General features: G+C 71.0%; 14 protein-coding genes. 11 read left to right on the top strand and 3 right to left on the bottom strand.

Translation table 11 applies throughout. The features are described 5' to 3' along the window. Nucleotides 1-146 precede the first annotated feature (146 nt). The 3 genes from BM43_RS11405 to BM43_RS11415 are packed head-to-tail and all read left to right on the top strand — an operon-like array spanning nt 147 to nt 4,114. Nucleotides 147-851: a (2Fe-2S)-binding protein gene (locus BM43_RS11405; protein ID WP_036055508.1), complete on the top strand. Its 705-nt coding sequence runs from the start codon at nt 147-149 to the stop codon at nt 849-851. Beyond that, complete coding sequence (locus BM43_RS11410; RefSeq protein WP_017920413.1) at nt 851-1,831, top strand: FAD binding domain-containing protein; 981 nt, start codon at nt 851-853, stop codon at nt 1,829-1,831. Before BM43_RS11405 ends, BM43_RS11410 begins: the two co-directional genes overlap by 1 nt. A 51-nt stretch (nt 1,832-1,882) precedes the next feature. Further along, nucleotides 1,883-4,114 carry a xanthine dehydrogenase family protein molybdopterin-binding subunit gene (locus BM43_RS11415; RefSeq protein ID WP_036055507.1) on the top strand — a complete coding sequence of 744 codons (2,232 nt, stop codon included), beginning with the start codon at nt 1,883-1,885 and terminating at the stop codon, nt 4,112-4,114. Between the two features lie 19 nt (nt 4,115-4,133). Here the strand turns inward: BM43_RS11415 and BM43_RS11420 are convergent, their stop codons facing one another. Continuing rightward, on the bottom strand, nt 4,134-5,057 hold the full coding sequence (locus BM43_RS11420; RefSeq protein WP_036055506.1) for a LysR family transcriptional regulator: 924 nt from the start codon (nt 5,055-5,057) through the stop codon (nt 4,134-4,136). 135 nt (nt 5,058-5,192) lie between these two features. Between BM43_RS11420 and BM43_RS11425 the strand changes: the two genes are divergently transcribed. The 7 genes from BM43_RS11425 (at nt 5,193) to BM43_RS11455 (ending at nt 13,946) form a co-directional block, all read left to right on the top strand. Next, entirely contained in the window at nt 5,193-6,164 is a 972-nt protein-coding gene (locus BM43_RS11425) for an ABC transporter permease (RefSeq protein WP_036032903.1), read from the top strand. Between the two features lie 8 nt (nt 6,165-6,172). Then, nucleotides 6,173-7,099, top strand: a complete 927-nt coding sequence (locus BM43_RS11430; RefSeq protein ID WP_036032928.1) for an ABC transporter permease — start codon at nt 6,173-6,175, stop codon at nt 7,097-7,099. 7 nt (nt 7,100-7,106) lie between these two features. Continuing rightward, the gene (locus BM43_RS11435; protein WP_036055505.1) at nt 7,107-8,084 is read left to right on the top strand and encodes an ABC transporter ATP-binding protein; all 978 of its coding nucleotides are present in this window, start codon (nt 7,107-7,109) and stop codon (nt 8,082-8,084) included. Next, complete coding sequence (locus tag BM43_RS11440; RefSeq protein WP_036055504.1) at nt 8,081-9,085, top strand: ABC transporter ATP-binding protein; 1,005 nt, start codon at nt 8,081-8,083, stop codon at nt 9,083-9,085. Before BM43_RS11435 ends, BM43_RS11440 begins: the two co-directional genes overlap by 4 nt. Beyond that, nucleotides 9,082-10,701: an ABC transporter substrate-binding protein gene (locus BM43_RS11445; RefSeq protein WP_311133308.1), complete on the top strand. Its 1,620-nt coding sequence runs from the start codon at nt 9,082-9,084 to the stop codon at nt 10,699-10,701. The genes BM43_RS11440 and BM43_RS11445 overlap by 4 nt, the downstream gene beginning before the upstream one ends. Next, nucleotides 10,698-12,680 carry a CocE/NonD family hydrolase gene (locus BM43_RS11450; protein WP_036055503.1) on the top strand — a complete coding sequence of 661 codons (1,983 nt, stop codon included), beginning with the start codon at nt 10,698-10,700 and terminating at the stop codon, nt 12,678-12,680. The genes BM43_RS11445 and BM43_RS11450 overlap by 4 nt, the downstream gene beginning before the upstream one ends. A 159-nt stretch (nt 12,681-12,839) precedes the next feature. After that, the gene (locus tag BM43_RS11455; protein ID WP_036055502.1) at nt 12,840-13,946 is read left to right on the top strand and encodes a porin; all 1,107 of its coding nucleotides are present in this window, start codon (nt 12,840-12,842) and stop codon (nt 13,944-13,946) included. Between the two features lie 18 nt (nt 13,947-13,964). Here BM43_RS11455 and BM43_RS11460 read toward each other — a convergent pair whose 3' ends face one another. Continuing rightward, nucleotides 13,965-14,885 carry a LysR family transcriptional regulator gene (locus BM43_RS11460; protein WP_025097803.1) on the bottom strand — a complete coding sequence of 307 codons (921 nt, stop codon included), beginning with the start codon at nt 14,883-14,885 and terminating at the stop codon, nt 13,965-13,967. Between the two features lie 218 nt (nt 14,886-15,103). Here BM43_RS11460 and BM43_RS11465 point away from each other — a divergent pair, with 218 nt between their 5' ends. Beyond that, a complete protein-coding gene (locus tag BM43_RS11465; protein ID WP_036055501.1) occupies nt 15,104-15,970 on the top strand; it encodes an NmrA family NAD(P)-binding protein in 867 nt (288 codons plus the stop codon). A 39-nt stretch (nt 15,971-16,009) separates the two neighbouring features. Here BM43_RS11465 and BM43_RS11470 read toward each other — a convergent pair whose 3' ends face one another. Continuing rightward, a complete protein-coding gene (locus tag BM43_RS11470; protein WP_036055500.1) occupies nt 16,010-17,332 on the bottom strand; it encodes a dicarboxylate/amino acid:cation symporter in 1,323 nt (440 codons plus the stop codon). Between the last annotated feature and the right edge of the window lie 32 nt (nt 17,333-17,364).

A 17,364-nucleotide genomic window follows, 5' to 3' on the forward strand; every position in this document is an offset into this window, starting at 1 on the left:
GCACGCATTGATGAGTTTTCCTCTACGAGGCTTGAAGCAAATCGGGACGGTCGCGAGGCCGCCAAAGGCGGTTTAATGAGCATCGCGCGCGATCCGTCGTGCGCGCCCCCGCTCCCCTCAATACGCCTCGATACGGTAATCCGCCCATGACCACCGACTCCCGACCGACCGCCCACGACCCCGGCAACGCCGCCGCCCCGGCCGGCGCCGGCGTCCCCGAGCGCCCCGCCATCTCGCGCCGCCGCTTCCTGCAGGCCGGCGCCTCCGGCGTGGCCACCGTCGGCAGCGGCGGCTGGCTCGCCAGCGCGGCCGCCGCCGAGCCCCAGCCGGCCATCGAGACGCCCGCGCCCGCAGCCGCCCCCTCCGAGACGAACGCGCCGAACCTGCGCTTCAGCGTGAACGGCGTGGCGCGCGAGCTGCACGTGGCGCCGAACGCGATCCTGCTCGACGTGCTGCGCGACTCCCTGCAACTGACCGGCACCAAGAAGGGCTGCGACCACGGCCAATGCGGCGCCTGCACGGTGCACGTGAACGGCGTGTCGGTGAATTCCTGCCTGTCGCTCGCGCTGATGCACGAGGGCGACGAGGTGACCACCGTCGAGGGGCTGGAGCGCGACGGACGCCTGCATCCGGTCCAGCAGGCCTTCTGGGAACACGACGCCTACCAGTGCGGCTATTGCACGGCCGGCCAGATGATGAGCGCGGTGGCGGTGCTGCGCGACGCGCGGATCCCCGCCGACGACCATTCGCTGCGCGAGGCGATGAGCGGCAACATCTGCCGCTGCGGCGCCTACCGCAACATCGTGGCGGCGATCCAGGACGCCCGCGCCAAGGGCGGGAGGCAGATCTGATGCGCAACTTCGACTACGTCCGCGCCGACTCGGTCGCCAATGCGATCGCCGCCCGCGCGCAGGAACAGACCGTCTACCTGGCGGGCGGCACCACCCTGCTCGACCTGATGAAGCTCGACGTGATGCGCCCGGCGCGCGTGGTGGACATCCACAAGCTCGCGCTCGACCGCATCGAGGCGCTGCCCGACGGGCGCATGCGGATCGGCGCGATGTTGAGCAACACCGAGCTGGCGCGCGACGAGCGGATCCGCCAGGCCTACCCGGTGCTGTCGCAGGCGCTGCTGTCGGGCGCGAGCACCCAGCTGCGCAACAAGGCGACCACCGCCGGCAACGTGATGCAGCGCGTGCGCTGCGGCTACTTCCGCGACGGCGTCTCGCCCTGCAACAAGCGCGAGCCCGGCTCGGGCTGCGCCGCGATCGGCGGGCTGAACCGCAACGTCCACGCGGTGCTGGGCGGCAGCGAGCATTGCATCGCCGCGCATCCGTCCGACATGTGCGTGGCGATCGCCGCGATCGGCGCGCAAGTCCACGTGCGCGGCCCGCAAGGCGAGCGCGAAATCGACTTCCTCGATTTCCACCTGCTGCCCGGCGCCACGCCCTGGCGCGAGCACGCGCTGGAGGACGGCGAGCTGATCACCCACCTCACGCTCGACGCGCCGCTGGCCGGCGGCCGCGGCGCCTACCTGAAGCTGCGCGACCGCGCCTCCTACCAGTTCGCGCTGGCATCCTGCGCGGCGATCGTGGTGATGAACGGCGGCACCATCGAGCGCGCCCGGCTCGCGCTGGGCGGGGTCGGCACCCGGCCCTGGCGCGCGCATGCCGCCGAGGCTTCGCTGGCCGGCCAGCCGGCCACGCTCGACAGCTTCGCGCGGGCCGCCGCGCTGGCGCTGGAAGGCGCGCGCTCCTACGGCCAGAACGGCTTCAAGATCGCGCTCGGCCAGCAGGCCGTGGTGCGCAACCTGCAGACCCTCACCGCCTGAGCGCGCCATGCCCACCTCGAACCGATTCCCCCTTTCCTCCCGGAGCCCCGCATGAGCGAGACCCTCGTGGGCCAGCCGGTCAAGCGCGTCGATGGGCGCCTGAAACTGACCGGCGCCGCGCGCTACGCGGCCGACCAGCATCCCGCCGGCATGGTGCACGCCTATGGCGTGTTCAGCACCATCGCCAGCGGCCGCATCCAGCACATCGACACGCGCGAGGCGCGGCGCGTGCCGGGCGTGATCGACATCCTCCATCACGAGCATGTGCCGCGCCTGTATCGCCCGAAGAAAAGCCCGATCGCGATCCCGACCATCCTGCGCGCCACCATCACCGACGAATCGCGGCTGCCCTTCGAGGACGCCACCGTCAACTACGCCGGCCAGTTCGTGGCGCTGGTGATCGCCGATACCTTCGAGCATGCGCGCGAGGCCGCGATGCGCGTGGCGGTGAGTTATGCCCAGCAGCCGGCGGTGGCCACGCTCGACCAGGGCCTCGCGCGCAACGGCACGCACGACGGCGGCCGCGGCCATGCTCGCGGCGAGCCGGAACCCGCCTTCGAGGCCGCCGCCTACCGGGTCGACCTCACCTATCGCACGCCCGTCGAGACCCACAACCCGATGGAGCTGCACGCCACCGTGGCCAGTTGGGAAGACGGCCGCCTGCATGTCTACGAGGCCTCGCAGGGCGTGACCGTGCATCGCAACACGCTGGCCAGCGTGTTCGGGCTGACGCCCGAGCAGGTCACCGTGGAGGCGCCCTTCATCGGCTCGGGTTTCGGCGGCAAGCTGTTCATGTGGCCGCATTCGGTGGCGGCCAGCGCCGCCTCGCTGGCGGTGGGCCGCCCCGTCAAGCTGCTGGTGCCGCGCGCGCAGATGTTCACGGCCACCGGCCATCGCCCCGAGACGAAGCAGCGGCTGCGCCTGTCGGCCGACGCCAGCGGCAAGCTCACTTCGCTGCGCCACGAGTCGATCAACAGCACCGCCATGACCGATTCCTTCACCGAGAACTGCGGCGGCGTCTCGCGCGTGCTCTATTCCTGTCCGAACGTGCTGGTGAGCCACCAGACCACGCGCGTCAACCACGGCTGCGCCACCTCGATGCGCGCGCCCGGCGCGGCGCCGGGCCTGTTCGCGCTGGAATCGGCGATCGACGAGCTGGCGCTGGCCGCCGGCCAGGACCCGCTCGCGTTCCGCCTGGCCAACCTCTCGACCCAGGACGAGGCGGCCGGGCTGCCCTGGTCGAGCAACCACCTGCCGGAGGCGATCAACACGGCCGCCGAGCGCTTCGGCTGGGCACGCCGCAACCCGGCAGCCGGCTCGATGCGCGAGGGGCGCGAGCGGATCGGCTATGGCATGGCCGCCTGCAACTGGGAGGCCTACCGCACGCCGGCCGAGGCGCGCGTGCAGCTGGGCAGCGACGGTAGCGCGCTGGTCACCTGCGCGATCCAGGACATCGGCACCGGCACCTACACGATTGCCGCGCAGATCGTCTCGGAGCTGAGCGGCCTGCCGATCGAGCGGATCCAGGTGCGGCTCGGCAGTTCCGCGTTCCCCGCCGCGCCGATGTCGGGCGGCTCCTGGGCCACCGCGAGCGTCTCGCCGGCGATCGCCGAAGCCACCCGCAACGCGATCGCCCAGCTCAAGCAGATTGCCGTGGCCGAGGGCGCGCCGTTCGCCGGCGCCAAGCCCGAGGCGCTGCGCTTCGAGCAGGGCGAGCTGAGCGACGGCAAGCGCCGCGTCGCCTTCGACGCGCTGCTCAAGTCGCGGCGCCTGGCCAACGCGGAAGGTTTCTCCAGCACCTCGGCGGGGCCGGCCGGCAAGTTCTCGTTCCGCTCCTTCGGCGTGCATTTCGTGGAGGTACGCTGGGACCCGGGCATCTCGCACCTGCGGGTGGCGCGCGTGGTCAGCGCGATCGACGTGGGCCGCGTGATGAACCCGCTGACGGCGCGCAACCAGGTGGAAGGCGCGATCGTGATGGGCATCGGCATGGCGCTGCTCGAGGCCACCGAATACGATCCGCGCACCGGCCTGCCCGGCAACAACAACTACGCCGAATACACGGTGCCGGTGCATGCCGACCAGCCCGAGATCGAGGTGATCTTCCTCGATCACCCGGACCTGGCCTTGAACGAATTCGGCGCGCGCGGGGTGGGCGAGATCGGCATCACGGGGCTGGCGGCGGCGGTGGCGAACGCGGTGCATCACGCCACCGGGCAGCGCGTGCGCGAGCTGCCGATCACGCTCGACAAGCTGATCGATCCGGCCGCGCCGGTCTTCGCCTGAGCCGGCGGGCGGCGCGCCTTCAGGCCGGCGAGGTACTGCCCGGCGCCGCCGCCCCCAGCGCCTCGAGCGCGTCGCCGAGCCGCTCGGCGAAAGCCCGCGCCACCGCGCCGAGCGCCTCGCTCTCCAGCGCCGCGATCGCCACGCTGAAACCCTGCGCGGGGCGGAACGGCCGCATCACCAACCCCTCGCCGGCACAGGCGCTCGCGATCAGGCGGCTCACGATGGTCACGCCGATGCCGCGCTGGGCCATCGCGCAGGCGACGCTGACCGAATGCACCTCGGCCGCCACGGCCTGGCTGATACGGGCCTCGCGGAAGGCCGCGTCGACGTTGTGGCGCATCGGGCTCTGCCGCCACAGCAGCACCATCGGCACGCCGTCGAGATCGCGCGGACCGACCATCTCCAGCGCCGCCAGCGCGTGATCGCCCGGCATCACGCAGACCGCCTCGCTGTCGAAGCGGCGCAGCGCCGTCAATCCCGGCATCGGGCTCGGCAGCCGCACGATCGCCAGATCGACCTCGCGGCTGCGCAGCGCCTCCTCGGCCGCCGCGTAGGTGCCGGAAAACACCTCCAGCACCGCCTCGCCATGCTCGGCGTAGAAGCGCCCCAGCACCTCGGGCAGCAGCGACTGCGCCAGCGTGTTCGGCACCATCACGCGCACCAGCTTGCGCTGCGTGCCGGCCAGCCTCAGTTGCTGCGCGTGCCGCTCCAGGTAGCGCGCCGCATCGAGGACCGCGCCCGCGTCCCCCACCAGCGCCTCGGCCTCGCGCGTCGGCGTGAGGCGCCCCTGTTCGCGCTGGAACAGGGTCAGGCCGAGATCCTCCTCCAGTTGGGCGAGCAGCCGGCTGACCGCCGACTGCGACAGGCCGAGCCGCTGCGCGGCGGCCGTGGTGGTGTGCAGCGCCGATACCGCCGCGAATGCTTCGAGCTGTTTCAGGTTCATCGCAGGTTCTGCATAGACGTATGCCGATCGCGCATAGGCTTGCGAGCGCCATATTGACGCCGAATCATCCCATCGACGACCGGCACCGGGAACGGACCGGCCTTCGCATTCTCAACATTCGAGGTTCGACACGCAATGACGGCTTTCATCCTCCGCCGCATCGTCCAGAGCGCCGGCGTGCTGCTGCTCACGTCGGTGCTGGTGTTCTGCGGCGTGTACGCGATCGGCGACCCGATCGCGATCCTGGTCCCGGCCGACGCCAGCCCCGCCGAGATCGCCGAGGCCACGCGCGCGCTGGGCCTGGACCAGCCGCTCTGGCATCAATACCTGCATTTCGTGGCGCGCGCCCTGCATGGCGACCTGGGCCGCTCCTTCGTGTTCGACGAACCCTCGATTCGTCTGATCTTCGAGCGCCTGCCCGCCACCCTCGAACTGGGCTTCGTCGCGCTGGTGCTGGCGCTCGGCATCGGCCTGCCGCTCGGGCTGCTGGCGGGGCTGCGGGCCGGCTCGCGCTTCGACCGCTGCGTGATGTCGGGCTCGATCCTCGGCTTCAGCCTGCCGAACTTCTGGCAGGGCATCATGCTGGTGCTGGTGTTCTCGGTCACGCTCGGCTGGCTGCCCTCGGCCGGCCGCGGCGCGCTGGGCGACTGGTTCGGCATCCATACCAGCCTCGCCACCCGCGACGGCCTGTTGCATCTGCTGCTGCCGGCGCTGAACCTGTCCCTGTTCAAGATGTCGCTGGTCACGCGGCTCACGCGCGCCGGGGTGCGCGAGACGCTGCCGCTCGACTACGTGAAGTTCGCCCGCGCCAAGGGGCTGCCGGCGCGCCGCGTGATCGGCGTGCACGTGCTGAAGAACATCCTGATCCCGATCGTCACCGTGGTGGGCATGGAGCTCGGCTCGCTGATCGCGTTCGCCACCGTCACCGAGACGATCTTCGCCTGGCCCGGGGTCGGCAAGCTGATCATCGACAGCATCACGCGGCTCGACCGGCCGGTGATCGTCGCCTACCTGCTGATCGTGGTGAGCCTGTTTACGCTGCTGAACCTGGCCGTCGACATCATCCAGTCCCTGCTCGATCCGCGCGTGCGGCTGGAGGCGGCATGAGCGCCCGCATGAGCCGCCTTACGCCGTCGAACCCGCGCGCGCGCCGGCTGCCGCGCCTCGACCCGCATACCGCGCTCGGCCGCGTCGCGCGCCGGCTGGCGGGCTCGCCCGGCAACGCCGCCGCGGTGCTGGTGCTGGCCGCCCTGGTCGCGATCGCCCTGCTCGCGCCCTGGATCGCCCCGCAGAACCCCTACGACCTGGCGCAACTGAGCGTGGTCGATGCGCGGCTGCCGCCGCTCGCGCGCGGCGCGAGCGGGCATCTCTACCTGCTCGGCAGCGACGCGCTCGGCCGCGACATGTTGGCGGCCATGATGTACGGGCTGCGCATCAGCCTCGGCGTGGGCCTGGTGGCCGGTGCCTTCGCGATGGCGCTGGGCACCACGCTGGGGCTCTGCGCGGCCTACTTCGGCCGCTTCGTCGACGCGCTGGTGATGCGCACCGTCGACCTGCTGCTCGGCTTCCCGACCATCCTGGTGGCCCTGATGGTGCTGGCCGTGCTGGGCCAGGGCGTCGACAAGGTGGTGCTGGCGCTGGTCACGGTGCAATGGGCCTACTTCGCCCGCACCGTGCGCGCGGTGGCCGCCGTCGAGCGCCGCAAGGAATACATGGAGGCCGCGCGCTGCCTCGGGCTAGGCCATCGCCGCATGCTGTTCGGCCATCTGCTGCCGAACTGCCTGCCGCCGGTGATCGTGATCGCCCTGGTGCAGGTGGCCTCGGCGATCTCGGCCGAGGCCACCCTCAGCTTCCTCGGCATCGGCCTGCCCGTCACGCGTCCCTCGCTCGGCCTGCTGATCGCCAACGGCTTCCAGCAACTGCTGGCCGGCAACTACTGGATCAGCGTGCTGCCCGGCCTGCTGCTGCTCGCGCTGGTGTTCAGCATGAACGTGGTGGGCGACAGCGTGCGCGAAGCCCTCAACCCGCGTCTGCGGAAATAGGATCGACATGACGACGCCCACCCTATCGGTGCAGCATCTGCGCACCCACTTCCTCACCGGCGCCGGCATCGCGCGCGCGGTCGACGACGTCAGCTTCGAGGTCGCGCCGGGCGAGGTGCTCGGCCTGGTCGGCGAGTCCGGCTCCGGCAAGTCGATCACCGGCTTCTCGGTGCTCGGCCTGGTCGATGCGCCGGGCCGCATCGTCGGCGGCAAGGTGCTGTTCAACGGCCGCGACCTCACCACGCTCGACCCCGAGGCGCTGCGCCGGCTGCGGGGCAATCGCATCGCGATGATCTTCCAGGACCCGATGATGACGCTGAACCCGGTGCTGCGCATCGACACGCAGATGATCGAATCGGTGCGCGCGCACGCGCCGGTGTCGAGGGCCGCCGCGCGCGAACGGGCCCGCGAGGCGCTGGCGCGCGTGGGTATCCCCGCGCCCGACGAGCGCCTGTCGGCCTACCCGCATCAATTGTCGGGCGGCATGCGCCAGCGCGTGGCGATCGCCATCGCGCTGCTGCACGAGCCGGAGCTGATCATCGCCGACGAGCCCACCACCGCGCTCGACGTGACGATCCAGGCCCAGATCCTGAACCAGATGCAGCAGCTCTGCGCGCGCACCCGCACCGCGATGGTCTGGGTCAGCCACGACCTGGCCGTGGTCGCCGGGCTGGCCGATCGCATCTGCGTGATGTACGCGGGGCGCATCGTCGAGACCGGCAGCGTCGACGCGATCCTCGACCGCCCGCGCCATCCCTACACGGCCGGCCTGATCGCCTCGCTGCCCGAACAGGCGCGGCGCGGCGAGCCGCTCAAGCCGATCCCCGGCATCGCGCCGAACCTGCTCGCGCTGCCGCCCGGCTGCGCGTTCGCACCCCGCTGCACGCGCGCCACCGAGCAGTGCCGCCGCGTCGAACCGCCGGTCGCCGCCGAACAGGACCACAGCTGGCGATGTTTTCATCCACGCCATGGAGCCCCGCAATGAGCCTCTCCCCCGAATCCAAGCCGCTGCTGGAAGCACGGCAACTGACGCGCCGCTTCAGCCGGCGCACCGGCGCGCTGCAGCGACTCGCCGGCCGGCTCGGCCTGAGGCCCGACACGCCGGTGGTCCATGCCGTCGACGGCGTCGACCTGACGATCCGGCGCGGCGAGATACTGGGCCTGGTCGGCGAATCGGGCTGCGGGAAGTCGACGCTCGGGCGCATGCTGGCCGGCATCGTGCCGCCCTCCGAAGGCAGCATCCGCGTGCACGAGGCGGACGGCGCCGCGCCGCGGGACGGCGCGCGGCGCCTGGCCACCCAGTTGATCTTCCAGGACCCGCTCTCCTCGCTGAACCCGCGCAAGCGCGTGCGCGACATCATCGGCGAGGCGCCGCTGGTGCATGGCCTGGTCGATCGCGCCGGCCAGCAAGCCTACGTGGTCGAGATGATGGAGCGGGTCGGCCTCAACCCCGATTTCCGCGATCGCTTCCCGCACCAGTTCTCGGGCGGCCAGCGCCAGCGCATCGGCATCGGCCGCGCGCTGGCGGTCGATCCGGACTTCCTGATCTGCGACGAGTCGATCGCCGCGCTCGACGTCTCGATCCAGGCGCAGATCATCAACCTGTTCCTGCGCCTGCGCGACGAACTCGGCCTGACCTACCTGTTCATCAGCCACGATCTCGGCGTGGTCGAACACCTGAGCGATCGCGTCGCGATCATGTACCTGGGGCGCGTGGTGGAAACCGCGCCGAGCGTCGAATTGTTCGCGCGTCCGCTTCATCCGTACACCATCGCCCTGCTCGGCCAGGTGCCGCGCCTGTCGAACCGGCGCCAGCGATTCGAGGCGATACGCGGCGAGATTCCCTCGCCGCTCGCGCCGCCCGAAGGCTGCCACTTCCATCCGCGCTGCCCGCATGCGAATGCGCGCTGCCGCAGCGAGCGGCCCATGCTGCGCGAGACCGGCGCCGGGCACTGGAGCGCCTGCCACCTGGTGGAGGCGGCATGATGCGCGCGCGTTTCTCGCGGCACGCGCCGCGCGCGATCGCCGCGGCGCTGGCGGCCGCCTTCGCGATCACCTGCCCGGCCGCGCCCGCCGCCACCGCCGCCGCGCCGATGCGCGAGATCACCCTGGCGCTGGCCTCGGAGCCCGCCTCGCTGGACCCGCTGTTCTCGCGCACGCAGAACAACATGCAGGCAGCCGAGAACATGTTCGAGCGGCTGATCTCGCAGGACGCCAACCTGCAGGTAAGGCCGGGACTCGCGCAATCGTGGCGCAATCTCGACGCCACCACCTGGGAGTTCCACCTGCGCGCGGGCGTGCGTTTCTCCGACGGCTCGCCGCTGAGCGCCGACGACGTCGCCTGGTCGCTGCGACGCGCGGGCCACGTGCCGAACAGCCCCGCGCCGTTCTCGGGCGCGGTGGCCAATATCGCGCGCATCGAGGTGGTCGATCCGCTCACGCTGCGCATCGTGACCAAAACGCCGTCGCCGGCCTTCGTCGAACAGGTCGGGCTGGTCTACATCGAATCGCGCCGCGCCGGCGAAGGCCACCCGAGCGCCGATTATCGCCAGCCCGCGGTGGCGGTCGGCACCGGCCCGTATCGCCTGGTGCGCTGGACGCCCGGCGACCGGCTGGTGCTGGAGCGCAACCCCTATTACTGGGGCAGGCGCCCCGACTTCGATCGCGCCACGCTGCGCTATGTCGCCAACGACGCGGCACGGCTCTCGGCGCTGATCTCGGGATCGGTCGACCTGATCGACAACGTGCCGCCCGTCACGCTCGATCGATTGCGCCATACGCACGGCCTGCAGTTGTTCTCGGGACCCTCGGCGCGCCTGGTCTACCTCGCGCTGGACGGCTCGCGCGCGCAATCGCCGTTCGTGCACGTGGCCGCCGGCACGCAGGCCGCCGCCAATCCGCTGCGCGACGTGCGGGTGCGCGAGGCGATCTCCAAGATGATCGACCGCGACGCGATCGCTCGGCACCTGCTGGGCGGCGCCGCGCTGCCGGCCGCGCAGATCGTGCCGCCCGGCATCGGCGGCTACGACCCGCACCTGGTGCCCGACGCGCCCGATCCCGCGGGTGCGCGAAGGCTGCTGGCCGAGGCGGGCTATCCCCATGGCTTCCGGCTCACGCTGCACTCGTCGAACGACCGCTTCACCAGCGACGGCGATCTCGGCCAGGTGCTCGGCCAGATGCTGGCGCGCGGCGGCATCCAGGTCGACGACGTGATCACCCAGCCCTACAACGTCTATGCCGGCGCCGCCGCGAAACGTGCCTACAGCGCCTTCGTGTTCAGCTTCGGCAATACCACCAGCGACTCGGCGATCGCGCTCACCAACGTGATCGCCAGCCATTCGAGCGCGGCCGGCACCGGCGCCTTCAATCGCACGCGCTACAGCAACCCGCGCGTCGACGCGCTGCTGCAGGCGGCGGCGCGCAGCTTCGACGTCGCCGCGCGCAACCGGCTGCTGGCCGAGGCCGCCGACCTGGCCTTCCGCGACTACGCGATCGTGCCGCTCTACTTTCCCGTCGCCTATTGGGCGGCGCGCGACGACCTGATCTTCCGCCCGAACCAGTCCGAACGCACTTCGCTGCTCTACGTAGAGACCCGACCATGACGTTTCCCGTTTCCCGCCACGCCGCCGATGTTCCGGCACCGACGCCGGCGCGTCCGGCCGCCGTTTTCCACGACGGCCTGCCCGACCTCAGGGTGCCGATGCGCGACGGCGTGCGCCTCGCCACCGACGTGTACTTCCCACCCGGCTATCGCCGGGAAGTCGATCCGCCGCTGCCGACCATCCTCGAACGCACGCCTTATGGCAAGACCGCGATCTCGCGCGCCGAGATCCATCGCGGCGCGCCGCCGATGACGCGCATCGAGGTGGCCCGCTACTTCGCCGCGCGCGGTTATGCGGTGGTGATGCAGGATTGCCGCGGCCGCTACGATTCGGAGGGGCGCTTCGAGAAATACCTGGCCGAAGGCCCCGACGGCTTCGACACGATGGCCTGGATCGCCGCCCAGCCCTGGTCCGATGGCCGGGTCGGCACCATGGGCCTGTCCTATGCCGCGCACACGCAGTTGGCGGCCGCCTGCCTGAACCCGCCCGCGCTGACCTGCATGGCGCTGGACTCGGGCGGCTTCGCGAACGGCTATCACTGCGGCATCCGCCAGGGCGGCGCGTTCGAGCTGAAGCAGGCGACCTGGGCCTTCAACCGTGCCCGCAACAGCGCGGCCGCCGATGCCGACCCCCTGGTGGCCAGCACGTTGGCCGGCCACGACCTGCGCGACTGGTTCGCGCGCATGCCATGGCGCCCCGGCCATTCGCCGCTCGCGCGCGTGCCCGAATACGAGACCTATCTGTTCGAGCAATGGACGCACGACGTCTACGACGATTACTGGCGGCAGCCGGGCATCTGCGCCGAGCACTTCTACGACACGATGCGGCGCGTGCCGGCGATCTGGATGTCGAGCTGGTACGACGCCTATGTGCGCAGCACGCTCGCGAACTTCCAGGCGCTGTCGGACGACCCGGCCGCGCCCGCCTACCTGATCATGGGGCCCTGGCTGCACGGCGACCGCAATGTCCGCTACAGCGGCGATGTCGATTTCGGCGCGCATGCGGCGATCGACGGCGAGCTGGCCGACGACTGGCTGGCGCTGCGCGCGCGCTGGTTCGATCGCTGGCTGAAACCCGCCACCGCCGCGGCACTCACGCCCGATATCGCCGCCGAGCCGGTGGCACGCATCTTCGTGATGGGCGGCGGCAGCGGCCGCCGCAACGCCGAGGGGCGCATGTCGCACGGCGGCCGCTGGATCGGCTCGCCGGCCTGGCCGCTGCCCGGCACGCAGGAGCGCCCCTTCTATCTGTGCGCGGACGGCCGCCTCAGCGACGACCCCGCCGCCGCCCAGGCGCAGCCGACCTCCGTCGCCTACGCCTTCGATCCGGCCCGGCCGGTGCCGACCATCGGCGGCGCGCTGACCTCCGGGGCCCCGGTGTTCGATGGCGGCGCCTTCGATCAGCGCGAGCTGCCCGGATTCTTCGGCGTGCGCGAGCTCGGCATGCCGCTGGCGGCGCGGCCCGACGTGCTGGTGTTCCAGACGCCGCCGCTCGATCACGACCTGGCCGTGATCGGGCCGATCCGGGTGCGGCTGTGGATCTCGAGCGATGCGCCCGACACCGACTTCACCGCCAAGCTGATCGATGTCTGCCCGCCCAACGAAGACTATCCCGACGGTTATGCGATGAACCTGACCGACGGCATCTTCCGCTGCCGCTTCCATGCCTCGTGGGAAGCGCCCGCCACGCTCGAGCCTGGCCGCGTCTACGAGATCGAGATCGAGCCCTTCGCCACCGCGAACCGCTTCGCCCGCGGCCACCGGATCCGCGTCGACATCTCCAGCAGCAACTTCCCGCACTTCGACGTGAACCCGAATAGCGGCGAGGCGCCCGCGCTGGCCCGCGCGCCGCGCGTGGCCGTCAACCGCGTCTGGTTCGGCGCCGGCACGCCCTCGCAGATCGTGCTGCCGATCGTCGATACCGACCGACTCGACGCCCTCGCCCTGCCGCCATACAAGGCAGATAGCAGCCGCGCCTGAGCGGCCGGGCTTTCCACTTCCCCCCGGGCCCAGGCCGCGCGGCACGCGCGGTGCCTGGCGGGAAACCGTCGCCTTTATTTCGCATCACTGATCAATACGAAGAACAAGAGATTTCGTCAACCGTAGTGCCTATTCGTGCAGACAGCAGGGGAACCCACCATGAAAGCAGCAGCATCGCGTACCATCCGCATCGCGGCCGGCAGCGTCGGCATCGGCCTCGCCGCCGGCGCCGCCCAGGCGCAATCGAGCGTCACCTTGTACGGCATCGTCGACGGCGGCTTCACCTACACCAGCAACCAGGGCGGCCACGCCAACTACCAGTCCACCGCGGGCAGCGAGCAAGGCTCGCGCTGGGGTTTGCTGGGCAGCGAGGACCTGGGCGGCGGCAACAAGGCCATCTTCCGCCTCGAGAACGGCTTCAACCTGCAGACCGGCACGGCCAGCGCGAACGGGCGGATCTTCGGTCGCCAGGCCTGGGTCGGCATCGCCACGGCCCGCTACGGCACCCTGACACTGGGCCGCCAATACAACGCCTCGCAGGATTCGCTGGAACCGCTGCAGGTCGCCACCGATACCGTGCAGTACGCGACCCACCCCTTCGATACCGACGACATCAACAACAGCTTCCGCACCGACAACGCGATCAAGTACGTCACGCCCAGCCTCTACGGCCTGCAGATCAACACCATGTACGCGCTGTCGGGCAATGCCGGGGCCTTCACGACCAATCGCTCCTACAGCGTGGGGGCGACCTGGTCGGGCGGCCCGTGGCGGCTCGGCGCCGCCTACGTGGTGCTCGACCACCCGGCCACCGACACCACCGGCGCGATCCCGTCGGACAACTACTTCAGCTTCCTCAAGGGCATCACCTACCAGCGCATCTGGGGAGCGGGCGGGCTCTACGATCTCGGCAACGCCACCTTCGGGCTGCTCTATACCAACACGCGCTTCGAGCTGACGCCGGCCAGCCAGTATCAGACCTACGAGAATGCCGAGGCCAGCCTGCGCTACCGCCTCACGCCGGCCCTGCACGCGGCGATCGCCGAGACCTACACGAACGTGTCCACCAACGGCAAGGTCGGGTCGTGGCACTACTGGCAGACCACGGCGGCGCTGCAGTATTTCCTCTCGAAGCGCACCGATATCTACGTCGACCTGCTCTACCAGCACGCCACCAACGCGCTCGCGCAGATCGAGGGCGCCAGCGGCGCGTCGAGCGGCCCCTCGCAGTTGCTGGTCGTGACCGGCATTCGCCACAAGTTCTGAGCGCTCGGCGGCACGCCTTCAGGCCGGTGTGCCGCCCGTCAGGCCGATCACGAAATCGAGGAAGGCGCGCGTGCGCGCCGGCAGGTGCTGGCGCGACGGGTAATAGGCATACAGCGGGAAACGTTCGTCGGCCCAGTCGGGGAACAGGTTGACCAACTGACCGGCGGCGATCATCGGCTCGACCGCGAAGGCCAGCATCTGCGCCACGCCGAGGCCCGCCACGCAAGCGCGCACATGCGCGGCCGGATCGTTCACGGTGAGCCGGCCGCGCGCCTCCACCACCAGGTGCCGGCGCTTGCGCCGGAACTCCCAGCGATAGGGGCGCCCCGTCTCGGGATTGCGGAACTCGATCACGCGATGGCCCTCGCCGGCCAGGTCCTCGGGCCGCAGCGGCCGGCCGTGGCGCGCCAGGTAGGCGGGCGCGGCCACCGTCACCACGCCGGTGTCGAACAGCTTGCGCGCGACCAGGGTGGAGGCCTTGGGCTCGCCGAACTGGATCGCCAGGTCGAAACCCTCCAGCACCAGGTCGCCGACCGTATCGCGCGCGATGACCTCGACGTCCAGCCCGGGATGCGCGGCCATGAAGCGCTCGAGCGGCGCGCCCAGCACCAGCCCGTAGCAGACCGGATCGAGGTTGACGCGCAGCCGGCCGCGCACCACCGCTGCGTCGCCGGCGGCCGCCGCGGCCGCCTCCTCCAGGCCCGCCAGGTGCGGCATGACCTGCTCGTAGAAACGGCGCCCCTCGTCGGTCAGCGAGACCGAGCGCGTGGTGCGATTAAACAGGCGGATCTTCAAACGCTTCTCGAGCCGGGCGATGGCGCGGCTGACGCCGGGCGGCGTCATGCCGATCACCTCGGAGGCGGCCGCGAAGGTGCCGGTGTCGACCACGGCCGCGAACACGCTGATTCCGCCGGACAGGTTCTCGTGACGCGATGGCATCGGGGTGGACCGGCGCAGGCCGGGCGTGAGGGAGGATGGCGCAAAGGTATCACGAGCCGAAGGCCGCCGATCGATGACGCCGTGTCATCAATGCCCTGACCCGGCGGGCCTGGGTCGCGCGCGAGCGAGCCCGCACAATGCGCCTCATTCCCGGCCGGGCCCGGGTCACCGAGGGGCGCCGGCATCGGCTCGCGCCCCACTGCGAGAAGGAATTCCCCATGTATGCGATCACCGGCATCACCGGCAAGGTGGGCGGCGCGCTCGGCCGCCAGTTGCTGAGCGAGGGCCGCCCGGTGCGGGCCGTGGTGCGCGACGCCGGCCGCGCCGGCGACTGGGCCGCGCGCGGCTGCGAGATCGCCACCGCCGGGATGGACGACGCACCCGCGCTGGCCGCCGCCTTCGAGAACGCGCGCGCGGTGTTCGTGCTGCCGCCGTCCGACTTCGATCCCGAGCCGGGTTTTCCGAAGGCGCGCCGCATCATCGACGCGGTGGTGGCGGCGCTGCGCGCGGCGCGGCCCGAGCGCGTGCTGTGCCTGAGCACCATCGGCGCGCAGGCCGGCGAGATGAACCTGCTCACGCAGCGCGGGCTGATGGAGCAAGCGCTGCGCGAGCTGCCGATGCCGGTCACGCTGCTGCGGCCCGGCTGGTTCATCGAGAACGCCAGCCGCGACATCGAATCGGCGCGCGAGCACGGCCTGATCGCCAGCTTCCTGCAACCGCTGGCGCGCCCCGTGCCGATGAATGCCACCGCCGACGTCGGGCGCGTGGCGGCGCGGCTGATCCAGGAAAGCTGGCAGGGCCTGCGCGTGGTCGAGATGGAAGGGCCGCGCCGCCTGAGCCCGCACGACCTCGCCGCGGCCTTCTCGCGCGTGCTCGGCAAGCCGGTGCAGGCCGAGGCGGTGGACCGGCGTGCCTGGGACACGCTGTTCCGCGCGCAAGGCATGCGCCATCCGCTGCCGCGCATGCGCATGCTCGACGGCTTCAACGAAGGCTGGATCGACTACGAGTGCACCCACGGGCCGATCCTGAAGGGCGAGGTGGAGGTCGACGCGGTGCTGCGCGAGTTGATCGCGCGGGCAGGGTGAGGCGCCGGCAGGGGGCCAGCCGAACGCCTTGACGACGGGTCAGGCCGCTCGATGACCGTGCTGCATCGCCGCCGGCACGGTCGCCGCCGCCTCGGCGCGCTGGACCACGTCGTCCGCCTCCGCCTCCTCCCGCGCCCCTTCCTCCATCAACACCCCCTCCCACTTCGCCACCGCCGCCGAGGCCACCGCGTTGCCGATCACGTTGGTGGCGGTGCGCCCCATGTCGAGGAAGTGATCCACGCCCATCACCAGCAGCAGGCCCGCCTCGGGAATATCGAACTGGCCCAGGGTGGCCGCGATCACCACCAGCGAGGCGCGCGGCACCGCCGCCATGCCCTTGCTGGTCAGCATCAGGATCGCCAGCATCGACACCTGCTGCGCGAAGGACAGGTGCACGCCGTAAGCCTGCGCGATGAACAGCGTGGCGAAGGTGCAATACATCATGGTGCCGTCGAGATTGAAGGAATAGCCGATCGGCAGCACGAAGCTGGCGATGCGCTTGGGCACGCCGAAGCGCTCCAGTTGCTCCAGCGTCTTCGGGTAGGCCGATTCGCTGCTGGCGGTGCTGAAGCCGAGCAGCATCGGCACGCGCATGTGCCGGATCAGCGCGAACACGCGACGGCCCAGCAGGGCCCCGCCGGCCAGCACCAGCAGCAGCCAGAGCAGCAGCAGGCCGCCGTAGAACTCGCCCATGAAGCGTCCGTAGGTGAGCAGCACCGACAAGCCGCGCGAGGACACCACGTTCGCGATCGCGCCGAATACGGCGATCGGCGCCAGCGCCATCACGTAGCCCGTCACCTTCAGCATCACCTGCGCCACCTCGTCGAGCAGGCGCACCACCAGCGCGCCCTTGTCGCCGAGCGCCGTGAGCCCGGCGCTGAAGAACGCGGCGAACACCACGATCTGCAGGATCTCGTTGCCGGACATCGCCTGCACGATGCTGCTCGGCACCAGGTGCGCCACGAACTGGTTCAGCGACAGCGCGCCGGCATTGAGCCCCGAGCTCGCGTTGGCCGGCGGCAGCGGCAGCCCCAGCACGGCGCCGGGCTTCAGCCAGTTCGCCAGGCACGCGCCCAGCACCAGCGACAGGAAACCGGCCGCCATGAACCAGCCGAGCGTGCGCAGGCCGATGCGGCCGGCGGTGCGCACGTCGCCGATGCGGGTGATGCCGGTCACCAGCGTGCAGAACACCAGCGGCGCGATGATCATCTTGATCAGCCGCAGGAACACATCGGCGAGCAGCGAGAAATAGCCGCCGAAGCGAGCGGCCTGGTCGGCCGGCAAACCGGCATGGCAGGCATAACCGGCGGCGATGCCGAGCAGCATGCCGGCCACGATGCGGGCGGTGAGCGGAAACTTCATGAGGAACTCCTGGGCGTTCGCGGGCGAACGCG

It is taken from the genome of Burkholderia gladioli, assembly GCF_000959725.1.
GTDB classification, from domain to species: domain Bacteria; phylum Pseudomonadota; class Gammaproteobacteria; order Burkholderiales; family Burkholderiaceae; genus Burkholderia; species Burkholderia gladioli.

Coding starts and splice junctions, on each gene's coding strand:
- BM43_RS11405 (WP_036055508.1), top strand. CDS start 147: ATGACCACCGACTCCCGACCGACCGCCCACGACCCCGGCAACGCCGCC.
- BM43_RS11410 (WP_017920413.1), top strand. CDS start 851: ATGCGCAACTTCGACTACGTCCGCGCCGACTCGGTCGCCAATGCGATC.
- BM43_RS11415 (WP_036055507.1), top strand. CDS start 1,883: ATGAGCGAGACCCTCGTGGGCCAGCCGGTCAAGCGCGTCGATGGGCGC.
- BM43_RS11420 (WP_036055506.1), bottom strand. CDS start 5,057: ATGAACCTGAAACAGCTCGAAGCATTCGCGGCGGTATCGGCGCTGCAC.
- BM43_RS11425 (WP_036032903.1), top strand. CDS start 5,193: ATGACGGCTTTCATCCTCCGCCGCATCGTCCAGAGCGCCGGCGTGCTG.
- BM43_RS11430 (WP_036032928.1), top strand. CDS start 6,173: ATGAGCCGCCTTACGCCGTCGAACCCGCGCGCGCGCCGGCTGCCGCGC.
- BM43_RS11435 (WP_036055505.1), top strand. CDS start 7,107: ATGACGACGCCCACCCTATCGGTGCAGCATCTGCGCACCCACTTCCTC.
- BM43_RS11440 (WP_036055504.1), top strand. CDS start 8,081: ATGAGCCTCTCCCCCGAATCCAAGCCGCTGCTGGAAGCACGGCAACTG.
- BM43_RS11445 (WP_311133308.1), top strand. CDS start 9,082: ATGATGCGCGCGCGTTTCTCGCGGCACGCGCCGCGCGCGATCGCCGCG.
- BM43_RS11450 (WP_036055503.1), top strand. CDS start 10,698: ATGACGTTTCCCGTTTCCCGCCACGCCGCCGATGTTCCGGCACCGACG.
- BM43_RS11455 (WP_036055502.1), top strand. CDS start 12,840: ATGAAAGCAGCAGCATCGCGTACCATCCGCATCGCGGCCGGCAGCGTC.
- BM43_RS11460 (WP_025097803.1), bottom strand. CDS start 14,885: ATGCCATCGCGTCACGAGAACCTGTCCGGCGGAATCAGCGTGTTCGCG.
- BM43_RS11465 (WP_036055501.1), top strand. CDS start 15,104: ATGTATGCGATCACCGGCATCACCGGCAAGGTGGGCGGCGCGCTCGGC.
- BM43_RS11470 (WP_036055500.1), bottom strand. CDS start 17,332: ATGAAGTTTCCGCTCACCGCCCGCATCGTGGCCGGCATGCTGCTCGGC.